Annotated in this window: 21 protein-coding genes; 15 read left to right on the top strand and 6 right to left on the bottom strand. The window is 40.5% G+C overall.

Features of this window, described 5'->3' with window-relative positions:
- The first annotated feature begins 300 nt into the window (after positions 1-300).
- Both BLQ53_RS06375 and BLQ53_RS06370 read left to right on the top strand, forming a co-directional pair.
- Positions 301-1,254, top strand: a complete 954-nt coding sequence (locus tag BLQ53_RS06375) for an SDR family oxidoreductase (protein WP_093726466.1) — start codon at positions 301-303, stop codon at positions 1,252-1,254.
- 786 nt (positions 1,255-2,040) lie between these two features.
- Positions 2,041-3,216, top strand: coding sequence for a NupC/NupG family nucleoside CNT transporter (locus BLQ53_RS06370; RefSeq protein WP_093726465.1), 1,176 nt, complete (start codon positions 2,041-2,043; stop codon positions 3,214-3,216).
- Positions 3,217-3,287: 71 nt separating this feature from the next.
- Here the strand turns inward: BLQ53_RS06370 and BLQ53_RS06365 are convergent, their stop codons facing one another.
- The 3 genes from BLQ53_RS06365 to BLQ53_RS06355 all read right to left on the bottom strand — a co-directional run bounded on the left by BLQ53_RS06365 (position 3,288) and on the right by BLQ53_RS06355 (position 5,049).
- Positions 3,288-3,668, bottom strand: a complete 381-nt coding sequence (locus tag BLQ53_RS06365; protein WP_093726464.1) for a DUF2255 family protein — start codon at positions 3,666-3,668, stop codon at positions 3,288-3,290.
- Between the two features lie 80 nt (positions 3,669-3,748).
- On the bottom strand, positions 3,749-4,495 hold the full coding sequence (locus BLQ53_RS06360; RefSeq protein WP_093726463.1) for an SDR family oxidoreductase: 747 nt from the start codon (positions 4,493-4,495) through the stop codon (positions 3,749-3,751).
- Between the two features lie 134 nt (positions 4,496-4,629).
- Positions 4,630-5,049 (bottom strand): MerR family transcriptional regulator, encoded by a 420-nt coding sequence (locus BLQ53_RS06355; RefSeq protein WP_093726462.1) that lies wholly within the window; start codon positions 5,047-5,049, stop codon positions 4,630-4,632.
- Between the two features lie 232 nt (positions 5,050-5,281).
- On the opposite strand from BLQ53_RS06355, the gene BLQ53_RS06350 reads away from it, so the two are divergent.
- Complete coding sequence (locus tag BLQ53_RS06350; protein WP_093726461.1) at positions 5,282-6,322, top strand: NAD(P)-dependent alcohol dehydrogenase; 1,041 nt, start codon at positions 5,282-5,284, stop codon at positions 6,320-6,322.
- A 98-nt stretch (positions 6,323-6,420) separates the two neighbouring features.
- Here BLQ53_RS06350 and BLQ53_RS06345 read toward each other — a convergent pair whose 3' ends face one another.
- A complete protein-coding gene (locus BLQ53_RS06345) occupies positions 6,421-7,317 on the bottom strand; it encodes a LysR family transcriptional regulator (RefSeq protein ID WP_093726460.1) in 897 nt (298 codons plus the stop codon).
- 138 nt (positions 7,318-7,455) lie between these two features.
- Here BLQ53_RS06345 and BLQ53_RS06340 point away from each other — a divergent pair, with 138 nt between their 5' ends.
- From BLQ53_RS06340 to BLQ53_RS06330, 3 genes are all read left to right on the top strand, one after another.
- Complete coding sequence (locus BLQ53_RS06340) at positions 7,456-8,193, top strand: SDR family oxidoreductase (protein ID WP_093726459.1); 738 nt, start codon at positions 7,456-7,458, stop codon at positions 8,191-8,193.
- Positions 8,194-8,348: 155 nt separating this feature from the next.
- The gene (locus BLQ53_RS06335) at positions 8,349-8,597 is read left to right on the top strand and encodes an HPr family phosphocarrier protein (RefSeq protein WP_244499276.1); all 249 of its coding nucleotides are present in this window, start codon (positions 8,349-8,351) and stop codon (positions 8,595-8,597) included.
- 51 nt (positions 8,598-8,648) lie between these two features.
- The gene (locus BLQ53_RS06330) at positions 8,649-9,866 is read left to right on the top strand and encodes a multidrug effflux MFS transporter (RefSeq protein WP_093726457.1); all 1,218 of its coding nucleotides are present in this window, start codon (positions 8,649-8,651) and stop codon (positions 9,864-9,866) included.
- A 254-nt stretch (positions 9,867-10,120) separates the two neighbouring features.
- Here the strand turns inward: BLQ53_RS06330 and BLQ53_RS06325 are convergent, their stop codons facing one another.
- Both BLQ53_RS06325 and BLQ53_RS06320 read right to left on the bottom strand, forming a co-directional pair.
- Positions 10,121-10,420 carry a metal-sensing transcriptional repressor gene (locus BLQ53_RS06325; RefSeq protein WP_093726456.1) on the bottom strand — a complete coding sequence of 100 codons (300 nt, stop codon included), beginning with the start codon at positions 10,418-10,420 and terminating at the stop codon, positions 10,121-10,123.
- A 602-nt stretch (positions 10,421-11,022) separates the two neighbouring features.
- Positions 11,023-11,283, bottom strand: coding sequence for a metal-sensitive transcriptional regulator (locus BLQ53_RS06320; RefSeq protein WP_093726455.1), 261 nt, complete (start codon positions 11,281-11,283; stop codon positions 11,023-11,025).
- 348 nt (positions 11,284-11,631) lie between these two features.
- On the opposite strand from BLQ53_RS06320, the gene BLQ53_RS06315 reads away from it, so the two are divergent.
- The 9 genes from BLQ53_RS06315 to BLQ53_RS06275 all read left to right on the top strand — a co-directional run bounded on the left by BLQ53_RS06315 (position 11,632) and on the right by BLQ53_RS06275 (position 19,070).
- Positions 11,632-13,329, top strand: a complete 1,698-nt coding sequence (locus tag BLQ53_RS06315) for an FAD-dependent oxidoreductase (RefSeq protein ID WP_093726454.1) — start codon at positions 11,632-11,634, stop codon at positions 13,327-13,329.
- Between the two features lie 314 nt (positions 13,330-13,643).
- Positions 13,644-13,940 (top strand): rhodanese-like domain-containing protein, encoded by a 297-nt coding sequence (locus BLQ53_RS06310; protein WP_093726453.1) that lies wholly within the window; start codon positions 13,644-13,646, stop codon positions 13,938-13,940.
- Between the two features lie 52 nt (positions 13,941-13,992).
- Positions 13,993-14,346: a rhodanese-like domain-containing protein gene (locus BLQ53_RS06305; RefSeq protein WP_093726452.1), complete on the top strand. Its 354-nt coding sequence runs from the start codon at positions 13,993-13,995 to the stop codon at positions 14,344-14,346.
- A gap of 36 nt (positions 14,347-14,382) precedes the next feature.
- Positions 14,383-14,991: a methyltransferase domain-containing protein gene (locus BLQ53_RS06300; RefSeq protein WP_093726451.1), complete on the top strand. Its 609-nt coding sequence runs from the start codon at positions 14,383-14,385 to the stop codon at positions 14,989-14,991.
- A 10-nt stretch (positions 14,992-15,001) separates the two neighbouring features.
- A complete protein-coding gene (locus BLQ53_RS06295) occupies positions 15,002-15,238 on the top strand; it encodes a glutaredoxin family protein (protein ID WP_093726450.1) in 237 nt (78 codons plus the stop codon).
- Between the two features lie 242 nt (positions 15,239-15,480).
- Complete coding sequence (locus tag BLQ53_RS06290) at positions 15,481-15,783, top strand: metal-sensing transcriptional repressor (protein ID WP_093726449.1); 303 nt, start codon at positions 15,481-15,483, stop codon at positions 15,781-15,783.
- 14 nt (positions 15,784-15,797) lie between these two features.
- Positions 15,798-18,182, top strand: a complete 2,385-nt coding sequence (locus BLQ53_RS06285; protein ID WP_093726448.1) for a heavy metal translocating P-type ATPase — start codon at positions 15,798-15,800, stop codon at positions 18,180-18,182.
- Between the two features lie 27 nt (positions 18,183-18,209).
- Complete coding sequence (gene copZ, locus BLQ53_RS06280; RefSeq protein WP_093726447.1) at positions 18,210-18,416, top strand: copper chaperone CopZ; 207 nt, start codon at positions 18,210-18,212, stop codon at positions 18,414-18,416.
- A gap of 207 nt (positions 18,417-18,623) precedes the next feature.
- Positions 18,624-19,070, top strand: coding sequence for a hypothetical protein (locus BLQ53_RS06275; RefSeq protein WP_093726446.1), 447 nt, complete (start codon positions 18,624-18,626; stop codon positions 19,068-19,070).
- Positions 19,071-19,118: the final 48 nt, after the last annotated feature.

The raw sequence follows: 19,118 nt of genomic DNA, 5'->3' as shown, positions 1-19,118 counted from the left end.
ACTAACAAGGAGGTGAAAATATGAAATTAAACCGATTTGATTATACTTCTTTCATAATTACTCTCGTTTGTATTATTAGTTGGTTGGGTTAAAGGAATAATGTGACTTAATCTTTAAGTGATAGAGGAGGTGAAACCAATGAATGAAAATAAAAAAGAATATTCTTTTTCCCCTTTATCCATTGGACTGGGGATTACAGCTATAGTGGTTGTTTTGTTCACGTTATGGGACTAACTTACGCTCGTTAGTTTTATTCTTTAATTATTGATTAATCACTAAATTAAAAGGTGGTTCTAACATATGAAAACCGCAATTGTATTAGGAGCAACTGGTGGAACAGGGCAAGTCGTTGTTTCAGAATTATTAGACAGAGGAATAGAAGTTATTGCCTTTGGACGCTCCCGAAGTAAACTAAATAAATTGATGGAAAAGCACCATTGTAATCCAAAATTATCATACAAGTTGGGAGATATATTTGATTACCAAACTATTGTCGAGGCAGTGGGAGGGGCAGAAGTTATATTTCAATGCGCAAATGTAAAATACCAAGAGATGGAAGAAAAACTTCATTTGCTTGGTGAAAGTGTAATGAAAGCAGCAGAAAAGCTGGAGAAAAGAATAGTCATTGTAGATGGCATTTACGTATATGGACATCAGACGGCGAAAGGGGATGAGAATCATCCACGACATCCACACACAAAAAAAGGTAGAATAAGAATGGAATTCGAGCAATTGATATTTAGTAACAAATGGAAAAAGGCAAAACCGTTAATTGTTAGATTGCCGGATTATTACGGTTCTACTTCACAAAATTCTTATTTGCAGCCCACTTTGGAAGGGATGGCTGCAAATAAAACCTCTATTTTTATTGGAAACTTGAAAACACCTCGTGAATATGTTTATTTGCCGGATGCTGCCAAAATGATTGTAAATATAGCAGAAAAAGACGATTCCTACGGGGAAAACTGGAACATCCCCGGAACGGGATTGATTTCAGGCAAAGAAATCATCAAGATTGCGCGCCAAATAACTGGAAATCGAAAGATGGTAATCCCTTTAACTAAAAATGCGATTCGTTTCATTGGGTTGTTTGATTCGTTTATGAGAGAAATTGTTGAGATTATGTATCTTACGAAAGAAGGTTTTGTGTTGAGTGGGGAAAAGTACGAAAAACGAATCGGTTCCATTCCCTCAACTTCTTTCAGAGAGGGACTTGAAGAAACTTTAAGGTTTATAATGAGTAATAAAAATTAATGTTTGGATAAGATTGCCTAGGTGGAATCCTAACGTTTTACAGAAACTGTTGCAATTGCTGAAAAGAGAAGTTTTAGACATGTGTGCGAGTAAGAATGCGTCCGATTCTTACTCGTACAGTTTATTTAATATGGTAGGTTTAGATTAACTAGAAATGTATATGGGTCTACTCAGGAAGGAAAGAGATCATCTACTTTAGAGAACAAATGATGTTCGATCATTACTAGACAAAAATATATTAGTATAACTTATATCAGCGTTTGATAACACAATGATCCTTTTATTATTAACCAATCTATACAAATATAGACTTTTAGCATTATTCAAATCTATTTATTTGGCTGCACACATTCAGATGTTATCATAAAGTTTCTTAATAGACATTACTGAATCCATACAAGTGGAATTTTTGCCGAGCCGTTAAGGCATAATGTAGGTATCGATTTGGTGATTTTGATGGGAGAAATCCATTGACTCATTTAAGCGTATTTTAGGAAAAATGTAAATAATATAACTAATTCTAAAAGTGTTATCATGGAATGTTAAATATGTCATAATAGATGACAATAGTTTTGGGGTACATTTGACAGTGATTATGCTTACTTATAAAAAGGGTTTAAAGTTGATCATGTAGTTGGAACGAAAAATTTTAATAGAGACGTAATTGCTGGTAAATCAGCTTTTTCCTTGCATGAACCGTTTCACATATTAAAATTGTCCAAAGCTAAGTAAATAAGGATTTCACTGTTGACTATCTTTGGTTCTGCAGGGTGGGAGGTAAATGGAGTGTCTATTGTTATTGGAGTTTTAGGAATACTTGTTTTAGTCGCTATTGCATGGGCTATGTCAAATGACAAAAAGAATATCAATTATCGGGCAACCGGTATCATGCTGGCTGTTCAGCTTGTATTGGCTTGGTTTTTGCTGAATACCTCAATCGGCAGAATGATCATAAAGAAAATAGTAGATGTATTTTCTAAAGTACTTTCCTTCGGACATGAAGGTATTTCATTTGTATTTGGTGACTTGTCAACGAAAGGCTATTTCTTCCTCGATGTTCTTATGATGATTATTTTTGTATCGGCATTGCTTTCTATTCTGACTTACACCAGAATACTGCCATTGGCAATTAAGTACGTGGGTGGTTTGGTTTCCAAAATAACTGGACTTCCTAAAGTTGAATCATTTGTCGCGGTTAATTCCATGATATTCGGCGATACCACTGCAATCATATCTGTAAAATCGCAAATTCACAAACTTAGCCCAAATCGTTTGTTCATCGTTGCTACTTCATCCCTTGTAGCCGTATCATGTTCGACGCTGGGAGCGTATCTGCAGCTGATTCCTGCTGAATATGTTTTAGTTGCCCTGCCGATAAATGTATTTTCAGGATTGATTTTATCTTCGATTGTAGCTCCTGTTAAAAGTGAAGAAGACTACGATATCGACGTAAAAGAAATGAATACGGATAAATCATTTTTTGAAGCCATTGGGAACGGCACACTATTAGGTGGTAAAACCGCTCTGATCGTGGGAGCAATGTTAATCACCTACATGGCGTTACTTGCTATGATCAACTTTATTTTGGATGGCGTGGTAGGAATGACTTTCCAGGAACTTATAGGTTATGTTTTTGCTCCGATAGCATTTATTATGGGAATACCAGCCTCCGAAATTGTGAACGCAGGGTCTGTCATGGGAACCAAAGTAGCTGCCAATGAATTTGTGGCAATCCTTGATTTTGTGAAGATGGTTCCTGATATGTCCACAAAAACAGTCGGGATTGTGTCGGCTTATTTGATTTCATTCGCTAACTTTTCTTCTATCGGTATGATTCTGGGAACAGTACAAGCAATCGATCAAAAGCAGGCAAGTCTGCTTGCCAAAGTTGGTTTGAAAGTTCTGCTTGTCGCAACAATGGGATCGATATTAACCGGTACGATTGTAGGTTTATTCCTCTAACCCAAATAAACCAGGAAAGACTGTACACAAATTCAATGTGTACAGTCTTTTTATATTGGGCCATGCTTCTGTTAATCTTCACGAGGTAAAATCTTAATTGTCGCAGCGCTCGCTTTTTTATCAATCATAGGCTCAAGATACGGACTGCTGTTGTACTTTAACTTATAAGCTTCGTCGATTTTGTCGTGGATAGAATCTTCGACAGGTTCGAAAATCACTTCTTTCGTCATATCAGCGGCAGTTATTCGCCCAGCTTTCTGCTGTAGTGCAGCGTTATACCAACGTGAATTCTGTCCGTTATAAGCCCGCACATAAAGGTTTTCATCGACTACGACAGACCAGATCCAAGTCGGAGTTCCGTAAGTCGTTCCGTCTTCACGGAAAGGTGAGATGTGCAAGTCATCAGTATCCTTGATTTTGGTTAACACTTCTTTCGGCCATGAATGAGTCATAAGTTATTTTCCACCTCCAGAATGTGAAAAGTAAAAGGAGACTGTCGAGATTTTATCGACAGCCAAATTGGTAGTATATGTCACCAAGGTTGGTTAGTTGGTCCAACTGTAAATTCATTAACATTCGTATCTTCTGGTTGATCGATTGCGAACGCCACAACTTTGGCGATCCGATCAGGAGTGATCCCATACTGTTCGTACATCGCAGTCATGCCTTCAGCAGTGTTTTTATCCGTGATAGTCTCTAACAATTCCGTATGAATAGCGGCTGGATAAATGGTTGCTGTACGAATATTCGTTCCTTCTTGGGCAGATTCCATGCGCAAAACTTCCATCAAATCCCGGACAGCCCATTTGGTTGCGCCATACACAGCACCGCCTGGGTAAGCTTTGAGACCAGCTACTGATGAAGTAGTGATGACGTGACCGGATTTTTGTGAAGTGAATGTTGGCAATACGGCAGCAATACCGTTCAAGACACCTTTGATATTGACGTCAATCATACTATTCCACTCGTCCGTTTTTAGTGCGGAAAGCGGCGCATTAGGCATGAGGCCGGCATTCAGGAAGATGACATCGATACTGCCAAAAGTATCTTTCGCTAACTGAACAAGTTCCTTGCTGTCATCTGGGTTTACCACATCGGTAACGCGATAGACAGCATGTCCGCCAGCGTTTTGAATTTCATCAGCCAATGCTTTTAATTTGTCTTTACGTCGGGCACCCAGGACAACTTTTGCACCTTTACTGGCCAATAATTTTGCAGTCGCTTCTCCGATACCAGAAGAAGCCCCCGTAATTACTACAACTTTGTTTTCGATTGTCATGTTTTGTCCTCCTTTACTGATTACTGCAAGCCTACACCTTAGAGTTGGCTCTATGGCAAGTGACATTCTCTAAAAAATTTTCATAAGTCAAAAGAAGGCATCCATATCCATTGTAGATACAGATGCCTCCAATACTAATTCGTTGTAACTGGTATTTCAATTTTATCTTGTTTATGAACCGCTTCGGTTCCGGCCGCCAAAGCCTCTTTGTAATATAAGCATTTATGATCGATGAGTCCCAATGTATCCTGAAGTTCATTTATCTGTCTTTCCACAGCAGCTTTTCTTTCCACAAACATGTCAAATCGTTGTTGTAATGTTGCATCTCCATCCGAACACCAATCAATGAAACGCTTGATTCCTTTGATAGGCATCCCAGTAGCTTTAAGACATTCGATCACTCTTAAAGCAGCAATATCGGCTTCTTTAAACAATCTTTGACCATTGCTTGTGCGTTCGACAAAGGGCAAGAGCCCTTCTTTATCATAGTATCGCAAGGTGTACGCTGTAACGTTCAATACTTTTGCGACTTCACTAATCGTATAGGTTTTCATGATATCGCTCCTAAACTGGTTTAATAGTCTTGAGTGTGAAGTCATTTTATCAATCTCTTTCCGGGACGGCAATGACTTTTTATTTCATGTCACCTAAGATTTTGTTTTCCCTTGACTTAGAGTCCACTCTATAGCTTAGGATTGGTTTAACCAAGAGATTGCAGCTGGTAGTTAATGCATTTTCCAAGCGACTATTCTTGTGATCAAACTAATTCCTTTGGAGGTTGTTGATATGGTAATCGCAAAAGCAAGAGCTGTAAATGGACCGGATAAACCTTTCCATGCAGCCGAAATTGAGCGACGTGATCTTGATTCGCATGACGTCCTCATTGAGATTAAATTCGCGGGGATATGTCATTCCGATATACATACTGCACGCGGAGAATGGGGGCCAGTGGATTACCCGCTCGTTCCGGGACACGAGATTGCTGGAATTGTCACGGATGTAGGCCCTGAAGTTACAAAGTATAAAGTCGGAGACCGAGTAGGGGTCGGTTGTATGGTCGATTCCTGCGGCAAATGCGATAACTGCCACAAAGGGGAGGAACAGTACTGTCACGAAGGCAATGTTCCAACTTATGCTGGAGTGGATAAATATGGCCAGCCTACCCAAGGAGGCTATTCCAGTCATATTGTCGTAACCGAAGACTTTGTCCTCCGTATTCCCGATGGTATCGAGCTCGATGCTGCAGCACCTTTGTTGTGTGCAGGCATCACAACATATTCGCCTCTCCATCACTGGAATGCAAGTCCCGGAAAGAAAGTAGCTGTAGTAGGGATGGGCGGTCTCGGACATCTGGCTGTAAAGATCGCAAATGCCATGGGAGCTGAAGTTACGGTACTGTCCCAGTCCTTGAAGAAAAAAGAAGACGGACTTCGATTCGGAGCAGCGCATTACTATGCTACCAGCGAACCGGAGACTTTTGAAGAATTAGCCGGCTCTTTTGATTTGATTGTCAACACAGTGAGCGCAAAAATCGATATGGATGCGTATCTTTCCTTGTTAAAATTGGACGGTGCACTTGTTAATGTCGGCGCTCCGGCAGAGCCATTATCCTTGAACGTCTTTAATCTCATCAGTCAGCGTCGCACATTCGCAGGTTCCATGATTGGCGGTATCCGGGAGACACAGCAAATGTTGGATTTCTGTGCTGAACATAATATTGTACCTGAAATAGAAATCATCTCAGCTGAACAAATCGATGAAGCATATGAGCGGGTTTTAGCTTCCGATGTACGTTATCGCTTCGTAATTGATACAAGTACATTGTGATTATGTGATGAAGGTAAAAAGGATGTCCTGCGAACGAAAGGACATCCTTTTTCTTACATGGCAGGCTAAAGACCTTGATCCACTACTTGAAAGCCATTTTATTGTCTTGTAAATTCTATTTGAACTGTTTTAAGGAAAATATCGGCTGCTGCCGAAAAAACCTGATGTTTTTTCCATACAAGGCTTAAACCAGATTCAAGTTTGGGTTCCAGCGGCCTGAAACAAAGCGCGCTTTCTTTTGACGTATTTACTATCTTATCAAGTGTGATGGCGTAACCCATGCCTTCTTCCACCATAAGAGCAGCATTATAAGCCAGATTGTAAGTAGTCACAATATTCAGCTTATCCATATCTTCACCAAACCAATCTGCAAACTCATTTTTTGAATAGCTCTGGCTCATGGCTTGTCTGGAACAGATCAGCGGGAGATGTAATAAATCAGCTGAATCAACGGTATCTTTGGCCGCAAGCGGGCTGTCTTTTCTCATGATGACACCCCAAAGATCTTTGGCTGGAATACGGAGATGATTGTATTTCGATATGTCAGCGGGCTCGATCAATATACCAAAATCAAGCATCCCCCTGTCAAGTCGTTCCGTCACATCTTCTTCATTGCCGCTGTACAGGTGATACCGTATATTTGGGTATTTTCCCTGCAAAACCTTGATTATTCGAGCGATATGTCTCATGGCATCGGTTTCTCCGCCGCCAATATAAACATCTCCGCTCACCATTTGCTTCATGGAGCGGAATTCAGTCTCTAGTTTATCGACCATATATACAATTTCCTCAGCCCTTTTTTTAAAAAGAACTCCTTCGTCGGTAAGGGAAATACTGTGACTGCTGCGATTGAATAGTTTTTTCCCTAACGTTTGTTCCAGGTCTTTTAATTGTCTCGATAGAGTAGGCTGTGTGACATGAAGAAAGTTGGCAGCCTTCGTAATGCTACCTTCTCTGGCTACAGTAAGAAAATAACGAAGAACCCTTAATTCCATTTTCCATCCTCCTTATACTGTTCATTATACACGACCAGAAATGCTTATCAGGCATAACAAGATATGAGATATAAGTATTTGTTATAGAAGAAAGGCACAGCTAAAATAATGATAGATAATTAGAAAGGATGCATGAATGTGCCTAACATTCGAAATAAAGTCGTTGTAATCATGGGAGCATCAAGCGGAATAGGGGAGGCAACAACTAAAAAACTAGCAGAAGAAGGAGCAAAATTAGTCATCGCTGCCCGTCGTGAAGCGCGCTTACAAGCACTGGCAGCATCATTGTCGCACACCGATATCATCTATACTGTCGCTGACGTCACGAAAGAAGAGGAAGTCCAAAAAGTTGTGGACCTGGCAGCTGAGAAACATGGCCGAATTGATGTGTTATTTAATAATGCGGGCATCATGCCAACTGCTTCCCTTTCGGAACGACGGTTCGCCGAATGGAGACAGATGTTGGACATCAATATCATGGGAGTTTTAAATGGGATTGCCGCTGTGCTACCCATTATGAAAAAGCAACAATCCGGACAGATTGTGACGACGGATTCTGTTGCAGGACACGTTGTCTTCCAGCAAGGTGCTGTTTATTGCGGGACGAAGTTTGCTGTCCGGGCCATCATGGAAGGGCTGCGTCAGGAGGAACGTGAAAATAATATCCGCAGTACGATTATCTCACCGGGAACAGTGAATACAGAGCTTCATACCACCATAAACGACTCAGGAAGAAGAGCCTGGGTGGAGAATCTTCAGCGGACAAATGGACTGCAAGCAAGTGATGTGGCGGATGCTGTTGCCTATGCGATAAATACACCGGAAACAGCGGCAGTAAGTGAGATCATCATTCGCCCAGCAAAACAAGTTGATTGAGAGAGTGAAAAGCCTCCCCTATGAATATCTAATAGAGTTGTAAGATTAAAATTGGGTTACAAAGCAGAGTGCGAATTCCAAGACACTTTGTGTACAACCTCAGTAAGAATCACAATTAGTTTATAAGAACGGTAAGGTAGGTGGGAAATATGCTGATGACTAAACTGTCTGTGAGCATTCCGCGCGGTCTGCAGGCAAGAAACACTGCCATATTTGTCTCAAAAGCATGTACCTTTACTAGCGATGTAATTATCTCTAAAAATGGCATATCCATGGATGGGAAAAAAATAATGAAAGTCATGGATTTACATGTACAGGGAGGGGACGAGATCACCTTGGTTGTTAGCGGAGATGATGAAAAGATTGCCATAGATACATTAAGAAAGTTCCTTTTAGAGCAATGAAAAACGAATAAACAGTTTATTAAAATGGAGAGTCCAAGGAGGTGTGACTTAATGGATGATAAAATCAATGATAAGTCACTTAGAACGGCCCTATTGTTAGCAGCGTTTTCAGCATTAGGGCCATTTACGGTTGATATGTATCTTTCATCGCTTCCGACAATGATGCATGATTTTCATACAACGGCATCTTTGATTCAAGCGAGCCTGACTGCCAGTTTGCTTGGGTTGGGTCTTGGTCAACTCGTAGCTGGACCACTAAGCGATGTACATGGCAGACGTAAACCTTTATTCATTTCGATGCTGCTCTATTTTTTAGTTTCTATTGCATGTGCTTTCTCACCGAACATCGGTTTGTTTATTGTTTTGCGTTTCATGCAAGGATTCGTCGCTTCTGCAGGGCTTGTTATTTCGCGTGCAATTGTTCGCGATCGCTACAGTGGGGTGGAAATGGTTAAATTCATGGCACTGCTGACGATGATCAGTAATGTTGCTCCATTGATATCACCTACCGCTGGGAGCGCGGTGACTTCGTTTACTTCATGGGGCGGCGTGTTTCTTTTTCTAGGTATATTAGGACTTATCTTAACCGGCCTGACCACATGGGGAATAAAAGAAAGTTTGCCTGCTGAACAACGTGCTGCAGGAGATTTTAAAGACGTATTTAAAAACTACGGCTCATTGGTTCGCAATCGTAGTTTTATGGGATATGCGCTTGTCAATGGCATATTGTTCTCTGGCGTGTTTGCCTACGTTTCCGGCACGCCATTCATCTATCAAAATATGTATGGCATATCACCTCAACTATTCTCGGTGCTTTTCGCCTTGAATGGGCTCGGTATTATTCTGGGATCACAGCTTGTCAAACAACTTTCCGGAAGGTTAAATGAACACCATATTTTCCAAGGCGGATTGTTGTTAGCAGTCATCACTACCGCGACCATCTTAATTGTCGTGCTAATTCATGGACCTTTTGTTGCTTTGTTCCTTGCAATCTTCTTGTTTGCAGCAGCCATCGGTATAATCGCACCAGTTTCATTTACACTGGCCATGGAATCACAGGGCCATATTGCGGGAAGCGCGGCTGCCGTATTAGGCAGTCTCCAGTTTGCGTTGGGAGCTGTCACTTCTCCATTAGTAGGAATTGCTGGAGAAAATTCCGCTGTTCCATTCGGAATAACTATTTTTATGACAAGTATTCTTGCGCTAATCTCCTACGTAATTTTGGTGAGAAGATCGGCTGATGCAACACCAGCCTCACAAAATAGTTAAATTTGTAACAGAATGGATGGCGATTATACGCAAAACATTGAGTTGGATGTGGCTTGATTGAAGGGTTGCCAATGACAACGCCATTATCCAAAGGTAAAAACTATACAGATTTATAAAAACAAGGCTGTACACTCATTCAATGTACAGCCTTGTTTTTATCCCTGATTACTGCCCGATTAAACGCAATAATTAGGTAGATTGTGTTCCAGGACCGCATTTGTTTAACCGCGGTGCTGGTTCAAATATTGCTTTTGTTATTTTGCAAACCTCTCAAACACTTGCAAAAGCTCACCGATAGCTTCCTGGCCGTCTCCTTCTTTTATGGCGTCTGCTACACAGTGGTGTGTATGATCTTCTAATAAACGAAATCCAACTTGTTTTAAAGATGCATTTATGGCTGAGATTTGCGTCAGTATATCAACACAATAGCGGTCGTCATCCACCATTTTCTGTATACCTCGAACTTGACCTTCAATACGCTTTAATCTGTTTATTAACTGTGATTTATTGCTGTCTGATCTATGTGTGAACTTAGAATTCAGTGAGTTGTCCATGCAATTTCACCTTTCTTTCAAAGTGTACCTTGTTATTAACTTGTGGTATTCATAAATGATACCACAAGTTAATAACAACATAATAGTAACCTATACGATTGTGTGAGCTATTTCTGCCTGCTATAAGCATATACTCTATATTCGTTTTCTACCACCCCTGGGTATGGTATGTAGTGTGTGTCGATATATCATTTATTATTTAAGTTTCGGCCATTTTATCAAGTGCTTTCTGCAGAGAGGGAAGTTAGCGATTGTCATCTTTTAGCAGCAATTAACAAAGTCAAGGTTTCACTTTTATTATGCTATTCAAACATAATTGTTGCCCGGTGCAGGGTGCTAAAAAGGCATTTCTGGCAGCTGATTAAGCTTGTACTGTTGAAAAAATGGAGGGAGAATTACAACAGCCTCAATTGATTGATAAACTAAAAGAGCAAACAATAGCACGGTCAATAGGAGAGTATACAACAGAAAAAAATTCTTGATATCCGTATAAAACTTCCCTAAGGTTTCTAAGTTTTATACGGATATACTTTTACAAGTATCTACTGGTTTTAATTGGGTATTATCAAATCCAAAAGGAGATGGACGTCAAATCGATTTCCTTATCTACTCCTAATTAAAAGATTTACTGCTTCTTTGACCAATTCGTCAGCTTCTTTGCCACTTTCATTAGCATCTCGCACACAATCTACCAAATTAGAACTAACAATTACTCCAATTGTGCGATCAATTGCAGTCCTCGTAGCGCTAAGCTGTGTGACAACATCTTTACAGTCTTTGTTTTCTTCCATCATTTTTAAAATGCCACGTAGCTGTCCCTCAATCCGTTTTAACCTATTTTTCATTTGATTATCATATTTCATAATATTTCCTCCTTAAGAAGTAGTGCCGTAAAAGCCAAGATATTTAGAATGGTTGTGCAAAGGCTAAAAGAAACAAATTAAGAAAGGTTTAATAAACAGCCCAGTATTAAAATTTTAACTTATATCAAATTACTATATACACACCAGGGTATATAGTCAATAAACAAGAAAGTCTAAAAAACTAAAAACGATTTTAATCTATTGACACATATACCGCGCGGGGTATAAATTAATATAAGGATTGGCTCGCAAAAGGATATTCATCATATTTTTTTAATGTTTGAGATACCTATCGGGGTATATGGAGTCAACTATAGATGCTTAAGTCTTAAAAAAGGAGTGCATAATGTGTCAAAGAAAATAGTAGTAGTTGGTGGAGTTGCTGGCGGAGCTTCTGCTGCAGCTAGAATTAGAAGACTAGATGAAAACGCAGAAATCATCATGCTTGAAAGAGGTCCGCACGTATCGTTTTCGAACTGTTCTTTACCTTATCACTTAAGCGGGATCGTCGAAGATCATGAGTCCTTAGTGGTGACGAACCCACAGACGTTTGAAGAGCGCTATAAAATCGAAGCAAGAGTCCAGCAGGAAGTTGTGAAGATTAATCGTGATAAGAAGACTATCACTATAAAAGATGCAACCACTGACAGTACCTATGAAGAGTCTTATGATAAGCTCATCCTTTCACCGGGAGCATCGCCAATTCGTCCGAGTAATATCGAAGGAATAGATAATGACCATGTGTTTACTGTTCGGAATGTAGAAGATATCCGTCAGTTGAATGCTTATGTTAAAGGAAAAAACATAAAAGATATTGCCGTGATCGGCGGAGGTTTTATCGGGGTAGAGGTGGCGGAAAATTTAAGATTGGCTGGAAACCATGTGTCCCTCATTGAATTTGCAGATCAAGTGATGACATCCTATGACAACGACATGGCCCAAATCCTTCATAAGGAAATGGTGGACCATGGTTTGAATTTAGTAACCAATGACGGTTTAGATGTAATCGGTGATGGTTTTGTCCGTACGCAATCAGGTAAAAAAATTGATGCACAAGCCGTTGTATTAGCCATTGGTGTGAGACCTGAGACGACCTTGGCAGAAGATGCCGGTCTGGAAATTGGGGAGACTGGTTCAATAAAAGTAGATCATAACTACTTAACAAGTGATAGGGATATTTATGCAGTAGGAGATGCAATTGAAGTATATCACCGGCTATTGCATAAGCCAACTCGCCTTGCTTTGGCAGGGCCAGCCCAAAAGCAAGCCAGAGCTGCAGCTGATCACATCTATGGTATACCAAATAGAAATTTAGGGATAATCGGATCTTCATCTATCCATTTATTTGATTTAAACGCAGCTTCCACCGGATTGAATGCCAGAACTGCAGAGTTAGCTGGGTTCAGTTATGATTCTGTTTACATCATGCCAGCAGACAAAGTTAATTTAATGCCAAACAGCAATGTGATGCACTTTAAATTAGTTTACGAAACGCCTACAGGCAGAATTTTAGGTGCTCAAGCAATCGGTAAAGGCAATGTGGATAAGCGAATCGATGTAATAGCGACGATGATCATGATGAATGGGACATTGGAAGACTTGAAAGATGTTGAATTGACTTATTCCCCTATGTTAGGTACCGCGAAGGATGTTGTGAATCACGCTGCATTGGTTGCATGGAATCAACTGAACGGAGTATATCGGGAAGTCAAAGTTACCCAAGTTCGTGCATTAGTCGAGAATGGGGCATGTATCATTGATGCTCGTGAAAAGAATGAATTTAACTCCGGTCACTTGAAGAACGCCAAGAATATCCCATTAAGTGAATTCAGGGATCGACTGGATGATATTCCAACTGATGAACCTGTTTATATCCATTGCCGTTCCGGTCAGCGCAGCTATAATATGGTAATGGCTTTACAAAATCTTGGGTTTACGAATGTGTGGAATATCTCGGGTTCCTATCTAGGTATCAATTTGTACGAATACTATAATGATCTGGTAACGGGACGAGAGAAAATCGTCACAGAATATAATTTCAACTAACTTTCCGCATTTTAAGAGGTACGAAAAGGGTATGTATCTGCTGACATTGGCGGCAGTGATCTTGGGATATCTTGTTATAAAAGATATTTATTGATTTTTGGTATTCCTTGGCGGACAGACCGATTATTTTGGCATAGGTACTTAGGTACTATAATGAGGATTTTTCAATCCTATCATTTATGTATCGTGAAGAGGTCCCTCGTCAACAGCGGCATGTTGGTGCAGGATAACCGGCTCGAAGTGGATATAAAATCGCTTGTTTGTAGTTAAATAATTGTCCGTGCCAAAAGATTGAATAAAGGGAGTCAAGTATAATGAAAGAAATAACAGCAAAAGAATTAGAACAAAAACTAGTTTCAGGAGAAAAACTGAGTATTATCGATGTAAGAGAAGATGAAGAAGTGGCCGAGGGTAAAATACCAGGAGCAAATCATATTGCACTGGGTCAAGTACCAGAGCGTCTGAACGAGTTAGATAAAAATGAACATTACTATATGGTTTGCCGCTCGGGAGGAAGAAGCGGTAAAGCATGCGAATTCTTGATTCAACAAGGCTACAATGTTACCAATATGACTGGCGGCATGCTTGCTTGGGAGGGAGAAGTGGAGTGAATTCTCCCTTTTCTCTTAATAAAAATATAAATGCAGGAGCGGAGTTAAGCTTATGATAATGTGGATTATAATGATTTTGATTGTCGTATTTTTTGTCAACCGCCTGATACCGGTAAAGGGTATTACGAATATCAGTGTGCAAGAAGCAAAAGATAGGAGTAAGGATAAGCATGTTCAATTTATTGATGTGCGCACGCCTGGTGAATTTAACGGATTTCACAGCAAGCCCTTTAAAAATATCCCGCTTTCCAATTTGCAAAACAAAATGGACACGTTAGATAAAGACAAAGACGTAGTTGTCATCTGCCAAAGCGGCATGAGGAGTGCAAAAGCAGCTAAAATGCTGAAGAAACAAGGCTTTAACAAGATTTATAATGTAAAAGGCGGCATGAGTGCTTGGCGATAAATGAAGTATTTCGTATAAAAAAGGGAGCGGATTACGATGAATATGTGGAACAAACGCTTTCTAAACGAGCAGTATGTATATGGAACAGAACCTAACGAATTTCTGGCCGCTATGCAGCGAAAGCTGAACGTATCCGGCAATGCGCTCGCCATTGCAGAGGGAGAGGGGCGCAACGCAGTTTTCCTGGCCGAACAGGGGATGCAAGTGACAGCCTGGGATTATGCAGAATCTGGTTTGGCAAAAACCGAAAAGCTTGCCAGTAGTAAAGGTGTCACTGTTCATACAAAGCTAGTCGATTTAAATGAAGCCGATTGGCAAATGCATAAAGAAAAGTGGGACGAGATAGTATGCGTATTCGGACACTTCCGAACGGAATTAAGAAATAAGACGCTGCAGGGAGTTAAAGAAGCCATTAAACCGGGCGGCTATTTCGTGACAGAAGTGTACTCCTACAATCAAATTCCTTACAAGAGCGGAGGCCCTAAAGAGGAGGACTTTTTGTACAAACCCGAAGAATTTCTGGATAACTTTGCAGACTGGCGTATCAAGCACTTTTTTATGGGCGAAGTAGTCCGGCACGAAGGCATGCATCATACTGGTTTAGCACATGTGATTCAGTTTGCTGGTCAAAAGCCTGTTGAATGAGCGCCGTTTCATGGAACCTCACATTACCGTCTATACCTCTAATCTTTGTCCAGTTTGCCGTATGACCAAAGACTTCTTGAGAAGCATGGATATACCGTTTCAAGAAATAAATATTGATCTCAAGCCATTAGCCATGCTTAAGCTGATCAGTCAAACGTATAGACTATCTGTTCCTCAAACCAATATTAATGGGCATTGGGTATTTGGATTTGATCCAGTCGGAATGCTGGAAAAGTTGAACACTTAATATTATGGCAATCTGCCAGCAAAGAAAGTTATCGAAGAAACAGAATTTCCTAAAAAACCAAAGGAACCTATATTTCGATCGTGAAATAAGGGTTCTTTGGTTTTTTTATATATTCCGCTTAAAAAGAAGTCAGGCGGGGAAATTCTATGATTGATGCTTTTCGAAATTTATCAGGGTTTATATGTTGACTAATACCCATCTGGGGTATAGTATAAGAGTAAGAGGAGGAAGGAGTGATTTGTTTGGAAAAGTTTCTGCGTGATCACCCAAGTAAACCTAGATCAAAAGATGAAATACAAAACACGATAAATCGTTTGAAACGCATAGAAGGTCAGGTCCGTGGCATTCAGAAAATGGTGGAAGAAGACCGTTATTGTGTGGATATTTTAGTTCAAATCAGTGCTATTCAATCCGCGCTTAAAAATGTAGGTTTTTCTATTACAGAGCGTCATATCAACCATTGTGTGAGTGATGCCATCAAGCAAGGAGAAGGTAAAGAAACCATTGAAGAATTAATGAATGTAATGAAGCAATTTTCCAAGTAAGGAGGGGATGCATTATGAGCGAAACAAACCGTGTAACACTTGGTGTCACAGGTATGACTTGTGCTGCCTGTTCTACTCGCGTTGAAAAAGTGCTAAACAAAATGGATGGTGTAGAAGCTCAAGTCAATTTGACAACAGAGAAGGCCACCGTCGATTATGATGCGGAAAAAATCTCGATGGAGGAAATAACCCAGAAGATTGAGGATGTCGGTTATGGCGTACAGACAGATAAAGCCGAGTTCGATATTACCGGTATGACTTGTGCAGCTTGTTCCAGCCGCATTGAGAAAGTGTTGAACAAACAAGCTGGAGTTAAAACTGCATCTGTAAATTTAACAACAGAAAGTGCAGTTATCGAATATAACGCCGGCTTGGTTAACGAACAATCGTTAATCGAGAAAATCCAACATATCGGCTATGATGCTAAACCAAAGGCAGAGGCAGCGGAAAATCAGTCAAATAAAGAAAAAGAATTAAAGCGTAAAAAAACAAAGCTGATTATTTCCGCTATATTATCTGCTCCATTATTGCTGACGATGCTCGTTCATTTGTTCGGCATGGAACTACCGCCAATATTCATGAATCCTTGGTTTCAATTTATCTTAGCGACCCCGGTTCAGTTCATTATCGGATGGCAATTTTATGTTGGGGCATATAAGAATTTGAAAAACGGCGGTGCCAATATGGATGTGTTGGTTGCTCTCGGTACGAGTGCTGCCTATTTCTACAGTTTATATGAAGCGTCAAAAACAATTGGTAATCCTGGCTATATGCCGCATCTATACTTCGAAACAAGTGCCGTTTTGATTACACTAATTCTGTTTGGGAAGTATTTGGAAGCAAGAGCAAAAAGCCAAACAACCAATGCACTATCTAAATTATTACATTTGCAAGCAAAAGAAGCACGTGTTGTAAGAGATGGAAAAGAAATGATGATACCGATCGAACAAGTAAAAGTAGGCGATCATTTGCTTGTGAGGCCAGGCGAGAAAATACCGGTGGATGGTATATTAGCAAAAGGTAGAACTTCTGTTGATGAATCCATGCTTACAGGAGAATCGATTCCGATTGAAAAGGATCCAGGTGCTGCACTTATTGGATCTACCATGAACAAAAATGGGTCGATTGAAATGGAAGCAACAAAAGTCGGGAAAGATACAGCGCTTGCTTCTATCATCAAGGTGGTGGAAGAAGCCCAAGGATCAAAAGCTCCGATTCAGCGCCTTGCTGATATTATCTCTGGTTACTTTGTTCCAATCGTCATCGGAATTGCAATCGTTACATTTATCATGTGGATTGCTTTTGTCCATCCAGGTGAGTTTGAGCCTGCTTTAGTTGCGGCGATTGCTGTGTTGGTCATTGCTTGTCCATGCGCACTCGGTCTTGCAACACCAACTTCCATCATGGTCGGTACAGGAAGGGCAGCAGAAAGCGGGATCCTTTTCAAAGGCGGTGAGCATTTGGAAAGAACACATCAGCTGGAAGCGATTGTACTTGATAAAACAGGAACAATAACAAAAGGTAAACCTGAGGTGACGGATTTCACGGGGGATGAAGAAGCGCTGCAATTGTTGGCAAGTGCAGAAAAAGGCTCAGAACATCCGCTGGCCGAAGCTATTGTGGCGCATGCAACTGAAAAGGATCTAGCATTTTTGGATGTGGATGATTTTACCGCTATACCCGGTCATGGTATTGTAGCGCAGATTGCTGGAAAGCAAATTCTTGTTGGGAATCGAAAATTGATGCTAGACCATCAAATCGAAATAGAAGGCGCTGAAGAAGTTTTAGTAGGTTATGAAACGAGCGGTAAAACGGCAATGTTGGTTGCAATTGAAGGTACGTACCGTGGAATCGTTGCCGTGGCCGATACTATCAAAGAAACAGCGCCAGAAGCAATCAAGCAGTTGAAAGAACTGGGTATCGACGTGGTCATGCTGACTGGTGATAACGAAAGAACCGCTCAAGCGGTTGCCAAGCAAGTGGGCATCGATCAAGTAATCGCACAAGTATTACCGGAGGAAAAAGCCGATAAAGTGAAAGAGATTCAGTCACAGGGTAAGAAAGTAGCGATGGTCGGCGATGGCGTGAACGATGCGCCTGCGTTGGTCACTGCAGACATCGGCATCGCCATTGGTACGGGTACAGAAGTGGCGATTGAAGCTGCGGATGTCACCATACTCGGCGGAGAACTATTGCTTTTGCCAAAAGCCATAAGCATCAGCCATGCTACCATTCGTAATATCCGTCAAAACCTTTTCTGGGCTTTTGGCTACAATGCAGCAGGCATACCTGTTGCGGCAATCGGCTTGCTTGCTCCTTGGATAGCCGGGGCAGCAATGGCATTGAGCTCGGTAAGCGTTGTAACAAACGCACTTCGCTTGAAACGAGTAAAACTATAATTCACACGTTAAAGGGGGTGAAAAATCATGGAAAAAACGCTTAACGTACAAGGCATGTCTTGCGGACATTGCAAAGCATCCGTTGAAAGTGCTCTGAACAAACTAGATGGTGTATCAACAGCCACTGTTGATCTAGCTGCCGCGAAAGTCGATGTTACTTATGATGATTCTAAAGTAAGTGTTGACACGATGAAAGAAGCAATCGAAGAACAGGGCTATGATGTGACTGCCTAAATCAAATCGTGAGGCTGGTTTTATGCCAGCCTCTTTTTCTTTTACTTGGGTATTTAAAGGCGTCTCCGGTCTTATATGATGGGATGCCTTTTATATACGAAGTGCAAATAATCGTGATTTCCTTTTATTTCTAAATATAATACACTGTAGATGTTGGAATCATGAATTTAAATGGAGAAAATATGACGCAAAGCACAGGGGCAATATATGAGATGTAAAAATGAGGTGTTTATTATCAGAAAATTAATATATTTGCTCCTTGTGATGTTACTGCTTATCGGTTGTTCTTCACGGGACAATATATCCAATAATGATTTAGAAGAAGACACAAATGTTTTAAAATCAAAAACGATAGAGCTTAACTTTATGAATGCAAATCAAGAGCAGCATTATGTTCTGTCCATAGAGAATGAAGGGATATCGTCTGGGGATGTAGCAAGCTTCCCAACAGCCGAAATCAAGTTTGTGAAAGGGAATGAAATTATAAAGCTACATGCTACATTAGGAGACCATTACGAAATAAGCATAAAGGAAACGACAGCTAACAGTGCTAATGAATGGATCTTTAACAAGAAAAACATAAAAACCGAGCTGATAAAAACGATCGAAATAGCACCTGATGAAACAACAGATGTCATAGATATCACACTTTAATCAGATTTAAATTATCGTATGAAGATCGGATTCAGAGAAGGGTTTAAT

The organism is Terribacillus halophilus (assembly GCF_900101385.1).
In the GTDB taxonomy this organism is placed as follows: Bacteria; Bacillota; Bacilli; order Bacillales; family Amphibacillaceae; genus Terribacillus; species Terribacillus halophilus.
The sequence above is the reverse complement of the archived record's forward strand: the minus strand, read 5'-3'. Positions and strand labels throughout refer to the sequence as shown.